Source organism: Mesorhizobium sp. WSM4848, assembly GCF_055811375.1.
The window spans coordinates 1-358 of record NZ_JBVVPX010000130.1 but is presented as its reverse complement, the minus strand read 5'-3'; the positions used below and the strand labels follow the sequence as shown (position 1 = coordinate 358).

General features: G+C 60.3%; 1 tRNA gene. It reads right to left on the bottom strand.

Annotated features, from left to right (window positions below):
• A tRNA-Ile gene (locus AC0L16_RS33635) sits at window positions 1-77 on the bottom strand.
• Window positions 78-358: the final 281 nt, after the last annotated feature.

The window sequence follows — 358 nt, the reverse complement described above, 5'->3', positions numbered from 1 at the left end:
TGGTGGGCCTGGGAGGACTTGAACCTCCGACCTCACGCTTATCAAGCGCGCGCTCTAACCAACTGAGCTACAAGCCCCAAGACTGCGCCGTAAATCGGCTTTCGCCAACGAGACGCAAGTCTCGCAAGGCCAAACGGCCGTCGCGGCCAGGCCATCGCGGCTTGCTGCCGCGCCCTCGCGGAGCGCCAGCACCCAAAGGGTGCGATGCGGCGCGCGAGCGCAAGTCAAAGTCATTCGCGAAGAAAGAGAAACGAAGGCGGCAGACCCGCTTAAGGTATGCACGACGGTAAGAGTGACTCTCTTCCGTCTTGTTCCAAGAGAACCGAAAGGCAGAGGCTCCCCATTTCATCCGAAGATG